The sequence below is a fragment of the Mesorhizobium sp. WSM4829 genome (genome assembly GCF_055811475.1).
Genome location: NZ_JBVVQJ010000058.1, coordinates 19079 through 26017, shown reverse-complemented (window position 1 = coordinate 26017; position 6939 = coordinate 19079). Strand labels below are relative to the sequence as shown.

The 6939-nt window shown below is 60.2% G+C and carries 2 protein-coding genes and 5 pseudogenes; 4 read left to right on the top strand and 3 right to left on the bottom strand.

What is annotated here, in order from left to right; genetic code table 11:
• Window positions 1-2328: pseudogene (locus AC0L17_RS32190) on the top strand (hypothetical protein); the annotation flags it as partial.
• Window positions 2329-2643: 315 nt separating this feature from the next.
• On the opposite strand, the pseudogene AC0L17_RS32185 reads toward AC0L17_RS32190, so the two are convergent.
• Window positions 2644-2922 (bottom strand): annotated as a pseudogene (locus AC0L17_RS32185) (ISNCY family transposase); the annotation flags it as partial.
• Here AC0L17_RS32185 and AC0L17_RS32180 point away from each other — a divergent pair.
• Window positions 2918-3514 (top strand): annotated as a pseudogene (locus AC0L17_RS32180) (transposase); the annotation flags it as partial. The pseudogenes AC0L17_RS32185 and AC0L17_RS32180 sit on opposite strands and share 5 nt — an antisense overlap.
• Window positions 3515-3671: 157 nt before the next feature.
• Here the strand turns inward: AC0L17_RS32180 and AC0L17_RS32175 are convergent.
• Window positions 3672-3988 (bottom strand): annotated as a pseudogene (locus AC0L17_RS32175) (transposase); the annotation flags it as partial.
• 274 nt (window positions 3989-4262) lie between these two features.
• Window positions 4263-5425, bottom strand: a pseudogene (locus tag AC0L17_RS32170) (IS110 family RNA-guided transposase).
• Window positions 5426-5486: 61 nt separating this feature from the next.
• On the opposite strand from AC0L17_RS32170, the gene AC0L17_RS32165 reads away from it, so the two are divergent.
• On the top strand, window positions 5487-5756 hold the full coding sequence (locus AC0L17_RS32165; RefSeq protein WP_473518713.1) for a hypothetical protein: 270 nt from the start codon (window positions 5487-5489) through the stop codon (window positions 5754-5756).
• 419 nt (window positions 5757-6175) lie between these two features.
• Window positions 6176-6939: hypothetical protein (locus tag AC0L17_RS32160; protein ID WP_473518712.1), on the top strand; the 764-nt coding region annotated here is incomplete at its 3' end.

Sequence of the window (6939 nt, the reverse complement as noted above, 5' to 3'; positions counted from 1 at the left end):
CTTGAGTCGACGCTTCGCATTGACTCTGCCAAGCGCGGGCGCGCGGACGGTCGGGACGAGTCCCTCTTTTCCTGGTTCGAGGCCGCAATGGACGAGGCCAGGAACAGGGACCCTCACAGCAGCCATACCGCCACTACCGTCAAGAATTGGGTGTCCCGCCTGCGCGGGTTCAGCGTCTGGCTTCAGCTTCACCCCAGATACTTGACAATTGACGAGCTGCTTCACGACAGCATTCGGTTGGCTGCCCTTGCGGCGGCGTTTGTGAAGGATGGTGGCAACAAAGGTGTCCAGAGAGCCTTGGAGGTCCTGCGGGATTCCCGCGCTGGGAACGTTAGGAAGTCCCGCGCCGGGAACGTCAGGAAGACCGGAGCGGCCCCTGAGGACGAGCACCTCGTTTCCGAGTTCAGGGCCGCAATGGACGAGGCCAGGAACAGGGACCCCGACAACAGCCTTGCCGCCGGTACCGTCACCAGTTTTGAATCCGTCCTGCGCGGGTTCAGCGTCTGGCTTCAGCTTAACCCCAGAGACTTGAACATTGCCGACCTGCTTGACGACAGCACTCAGTTGGCTGCCCGCGCGGCGGCGTTTGTGGACGAGGGTGGCGACAAACGTGTCCATAGAGCCTTGGAGGTCCTGCGGGATTCCCGCGCCGGGAACGTCACCAAATATCACGGTCCTCGTCCCGATCCTTATCCCGAAGACGAGGATCTCCTCAAGCAGTTCGCGCAAGCAGCCAGGCGGCTCAACGTTCCCCAAAGAACGATCACGAAAAATGTAACCACTGTTAGAGGGCTTTCTCGGTGGCTTAAAAAAAACAACAAGCCGCCCATGGCTTCCGATTCTCGGTTTCGAACCGAATCGATAAACGACGACCTTATTGAGTACGGGACAGAAGACGGTGCTGCCGTCTCCAGGGTCAGCTCGGCGCTGTCTAATCTCCGGAGGCTCGCGCCCGGCGGTGCAGAATTCAGTGGAGCTGGAGCGGGGCCCCGCGTCATGGGACGCCGTACCTTGGCCGCTTATCCCGACGACGAGGGCCTAATCGACGATCTCTCCAAGCACAACGTTGGGCCGGAGATGACTGCAGCACAGAGGAAACCTATCCACGATCTGGCCAGCAAGCAACGCAGGTTTAGTGAATGGCTCCGAAGGGAAGGAAAGCCGAGCATGGCGAGCCGACTCAACGGCAATCAGGAGCAGATAAAAGGGGTGTGGGATGATTTTCGGGCATTCAGGAAAGCCATTTCACCGCGCAGCGTGGGTTTAAACAAGCTTCAGGACTACCTACGAGTCGTTGAGGCTAACGCAGCGTGGGGAATGCCCCCTGAGCAGGTGGGTTGGCGGCAGCAATCTGGCCGGTCTCCAGTGTCAGGTCACGATCCGAATCAGTTATGGGATGAGCTGCCCGAACGCGGATGGCAGGGACCTGCCGGGTCGCTGGACAGTTACGATCAGGACGAAATTCATGACGCTGCGGAGCAAGCCGGATGGCGGCAACCTGCCGGGTGGGAGGACGGCTCGTGGGCGTTGTCGTCGCGGTCGGATCAACCTGCTCCATCGCCGCAAAACTTCAATCCGACGGAGTTTTGGGAAGGAGTGGATCAAGCCGGCCCATTGCCCACCGACAGTTTCAATACAGCGAACTTTTGGCAGGGGATGCCTCCACCCGCCCATTCGCCGGCACAAAGTGTAAATCAGCCAAGCCCGGCAACGTGGGAGCAGGGTATCGGGGCATCGATCTTCGCCCCGACATATCACCAGCCAGCTTCCTTCGATTTCGAACAGTTCGTCCCCCCGAATTGGAGCGTCCCGCCGTCCTTTGCTGGCCCATCAACTCGCACCCCGCAACTACCTGATGATTGGCAGGAGCACACGGCACCGGCACCCGCGGGCGCATCGCTGCCTGACTTGCCTGCCGGCCCGTTGAGGCAACCGCTCCAAGTGTTTTTGGGGCGATTCAATGCCGATGTGGGACAAGCCAGTGGCCTCGGACTGAATTGCCTGCTGGACACGTTTCTTCAATTTGTCAACAATACGAGGCGCCAGGGCCATGAAACGCCGCAGACTGTGCAACTTCAGCAACAGGTTCGGTCGTTGCGGAACACCTTGGCGCAAATCGGCGCGGTCGATGCGGAGGGCGAGATCGACTTTTACGGCCCTGAGGGTGTCGGGTTCTTGCTGGCGAACGAATATGGCGTGCGCATTCAAGCCATCGAGGCAAATGCGGAGGGCGGGCTGACCGTGCATCCTATCCTGGGTCGAGAAGGTCGACTGGTGCACATTCTGCACACGCCGCGCCACTTCCAGCCGCTGTGGCCTCGGCACTAAAAATGAAAAGCCCGAGCACCGCCCTCGCTTTCATGGCAAGGCGCCAGCGACGGATGATCTTGGTCTAGGCGATGGGCGGCAGCGTCATAGGAGGTCGCATCGGCCCGCACCCTAGACTAAGACTAGTTTCCGCCCACAAACGCACACATTTTCCTGCGTTTACAGGCGCTTACGCTCGTCGAGAAGCGATTGCAGGGGCATGAGCGGGGAAGAGCGCGCCGGCTTGTGGCGAAAACGGCGTCACGGGCGCGGTGGCGCGCACTCCGCGAGACCGGCGTTGGACCTGTGCCACGCATTCCAAACGGCGGACCGGCGTCAGCTTGGTTTGAGGCGCGTGAAGAGGACGAGGTTGTAGGCCACGACCGAGGACCAGACGTAGCCCTTGAAGTGGTCAAGCCCGCGCCAGGTGCAGCGTACCAAGCCGTAAGCACGTTTGAGGCAAGAGATGCCGGCGCGGAAGTGGCGGAGCTTCTTGCTTCTGACCATGTCCTCGATCCTGAGGCCGGCTTTCTTGTGGAAAGCCATGTCGGAGACGCCCCATGTCTTCGCTGTGGCCAGATTATCGCGAGTGGCGAAGCCGCCATCGGCGGCCGACATCAAGGCGGGCAAGGTGCCGGAGGAATGGAAGAACAAACCAGCCAAACTGCGACAGAAGGACCGGGACGCGCGCTGGACGGTGAAGTTCTCGAAGGCCAAGGCCGATGAGGAGGGAAAGACGAAGCAGCGCGATATTGCCGTTCCCGCCTTCGGCTACAAGAACCATGCCTCGATCGATCGGAGGCACGGCTTCATCCGCGGCTTCAATGTCACCGGCGCCTCGGCCTATGACGGGGCGCAGCTGTGCAACGTGCTGGACAAGACCAACACCGGCTCGACGGTGTGGGCCGACACCGCCTATCGCTCGAAGAAGAACGAGGCGTGGCTGGAGAAGAACGGCTACCGTTCCGACATCCACCACAAGAAGCCGAAGGGTCGGCCGATGAGCAATGCGACATCACGGGCCAATTGCCGGCGCTCAAAAATCCGCGCTTTCGTTGAGCACGTCTTCGCGCATCAGAAATCCCGCATGGGACTCTTCGTGCGCACGATCGGCATTGCCCGCGCACGCACCAAGATCGGCATGGCCAATCTCGCCTACAATCTCACCCGCTTTGTCTGGCACCAGGGGCGAACTGCGCCCGCATGAAGGCGACAGCGGCGGAAACCGCCGCCGCAAGGCCAAAACGACCAGTCAATCTTGGTCCAAAGGGCCGGGCTGCTGGTATCGAGCAGCCGGCTTCAACGGTTCGCATCCATTCTTTGGCCCCTTGGCGCCAGAAAACGACGGTAGTTCGAGCTGTCCAGATGATCTTGTCGTCGAAATCGGGAAAGCGGCGCTGGTATTTGGCGATCAGCTTCGGATCGAAGGTCCCGGCCCGGTCGCGCGGGATCGACACCGTCATCTTCGATGTGCCCGTCAGCACCGACTTTCGCGAATGGCCGTTGCGGCGATTGGCATTCCCCTCGGTGCGGTCATCCTCGAGGTGCTCATCGAGTTCGGCGTTCAAAAGCGCTCCGAAAGCGCCTTCTTCAGGCCGTCGAGTAGCCCGTCCTTGGCGAACACATCGTTGGGATCGCGGCCAGCAAGCAACTGGTCCAGGAGTTCTTTCTCGAAAGCCATGTCATAATTCTCTCCAATGAAAGAACTCAAGGGGGTTAATCGCGTCCACCTGGCGGATTTCCTTAGGTTCGGTTGCGTGTTGACCGGCACTGTGGCTGGTCGGCTAAATCTCCACCGTCCGCTGGACTGGCGTCCTTCGGTTCTCGAACCATTCTCCAATCCGTGACCCTGATGCCGTTTTGTCCTCTGGCTTCGGTCACATAGTGGCGTTCGGCTCCCGGCTTCCTATTCTCCTTCAGGAGCGCAGCCCGGCACTGCCAGGCTCGCTAGAGAATCAGGACAGCCGGGATATCGGGGATATCGTTGACGCGCATCCTTGCCCGTTGTGGCCGCGCTGTTCGTAAGGGCGCTGCTCGCGCAGGAGCTGGAATGCGATCGTCAATAGTTTTCGCGCTATCGCCACCCTGGCCTTGTTGGTGCCGTGGGGCTTCAGGCGCTCATATTGTTCTCTCAGTTGCGGATCGGTGGCGACGGCTGGACCAATCGCTTCGACAAAAGCCCAGCGCAGCCATTTGTTGCCCTGCTTGATGATCTTGCCATGGTAAGTCTTGCCACCGCTCGCATAGGTTGACGGGACAAGGTCGGCATAGGCGGCAAGTTTCTTGGCCGAGCGGAACGACGGATATCGTCGATCTCGGCGTCGATCAGTCGGGCGAAGAATTCCCCGATGTCGGGAATTGTCTTCAGCAGCTTCACATTGGTGTTCTCTCGCGTCAGCGCCCGGATCGTCGCTTCCGACTGTTTGATCCGCGCATTTATGTCGTCGACGAAGGCGAGGCTGCGGTCGATCTGGATGCGATCGATCGGCGAGACAGGCAATTCCGCCAATTGCTTGCGCCCGGTCTTGCCGAACAGATCGGCGAGCTTCTTGAGCCGGACCGTCTGCTCCGGATAGCGGTCGAAGACCGTGACGACGCGGTTCTTCACCATGGTGCGCAGCCGCACGTAAAACATACGCTCGCATAGCGCCAGGCGCAGTTCCCGCGCTTGTTCGCTCGGCGCCCAGGCTTCGGGAACAAGATCGGCTCGCAGCAAATGTGCCAGCACCGTCGCGTCGATCTTGTCCGTCTTGATCTTGGCGTCGGCGATCGCCTTCACCTTCAAAGGGTGGGCGAGCACGACATCATCGCAGATGTCGTCCAGCCAGTCGTAGATGACCATCCAGTTGCGGGTGGCCTCGACGACAGCATGGGAGTTGTCCCTGTAGCGATCCAAAAACGCCGCGATCGAATGGCGGTCGTTCTTGACCCGCCCCGAGCGCAGCGTTCGCCCGGTTCCATCCTGAACGACGAGATGGCTGTAGGATTTGTGGTAATCCACGCCGATGTGATAATCGTAAGGCACGGTCGCACTTCCTCCGTTATTGAGAGTCTCGAAACCCCAATACGGTACGCCGCAAGGTAGGAAGTGCGACTGTTCCTCGAGCACCATCAACATCTTTGGCGATCCGTTCTTCCAGTAAGCGCGGCCTCTTTCATGCCACCTCCTTTCCATCATCATGGCCTCGCGCACAGAATTCCTGACAGTCCCGCTCAATCTGAGCCCTGCGACGGTCCTTCGCCAGATTCGCGCCGGCATCATCCCTGCCCAGCAATATTGCATGGGCGCACCTTGGGTCATCAAACGAGGAAATATCAAAGATTCGCATCTGATCGAGCGGATCAAGTCGTGCTCCAAGGAGCCGCCATCATCAGATTCGGATCAGAAGACCCTTGTCTTTCAAAAGCGTAACGAGATGGGCATTATGACGTGGGACCAAGCGTTGTGACGGCGCTGACCTATCGCCACAGGATCGATGATCCGTCGCGCTTGCCGCCCACAATGTGTCGACATACCGCCATATCCCATATGCATTGGACAGATCGATTGACATCACTGCTAGTGTGACACCGAGCCATCTGCCTCACATCTCGCCGCAATCCAAATCACCAGATCAGTCATGGCGAAGTTTGGCACACTGCTGTCAACTTGCGCAGCGGGAGGTTGGCGTTAGGATAATAGAGCGAGGAGTGCAAATGGATCCGTGAGAAGCCCGCTAGATCGCCGCCTAACGAGGTGACAGCCATGCAGCCCGACCAACCCGGCCCCCGGATGGACCGCTCTTTCCTTATCGAGCAGGCAAGGGCGCAGGTCATTGGATCGATTTGAGCTGCGACACGGACCACCGAAGAAACAGGAAATAGCGTGATGATCCCAAAGAACGGTGACAGTCAGGCGACGTGGGCTTTCCTGCAGGCCCTGACGGGGCTCAATCCACCGCCCGGGGACCCGGATAGCATGATCGGACTGGCCATCCTTCGAGACAACGTTCCAGCGACGGATGAGGGGGTGGCAGGCGGAACATATCCGCAAACCGACGCGCATCCGCGGCAAGACCTCTCGTCGGACGCCATGGACGAGGCTCTGCCATGGGAGGAGGTACAGCAGCTTCCGGAGCTCACGCCGCAGCCCCTCGCTGGGCCAAGCGACAGCACTCCTGGGTTTCCTGCCGTGGACGGGGCGACTGAGAGAGCGGAGGACTACGAGCAGGCCCTGGGCATCCTCAGGGCGCACTTGCCGGAGGCGATGTGGAGGATGGCGGAGTCTTGGCTCGCATTCGAGGAGGAGGACTATTCCGGATATGCATGGCGGATGGTCGAAGGCGAGCGGCCCCCAGCTAGCCCAGACGAACACGATGCGCCTACTCGCGCCGGCAGCCTTGTTCTGCAGGCGGATGAGGGTGTGGCCAGCGGAACATATCCGCAGGCCGACGCGCATCCGCGGCAAAACCTCTCGTCGGACGCTATGGAGGAGGTTCAGAAGTTTGTGGAGCTTTCGCCGCAGCCCCTTGCCGGGCCAAGCGACAGCACGCCTGGGTTTCCTGCCGTGGACGGGGGGGCGACTGAGAGAGCGGAGGACTACGAGCAGGCCCTGGGCATCCTCAGGGCGCACTTGCCGGAGGCGATGTGGAG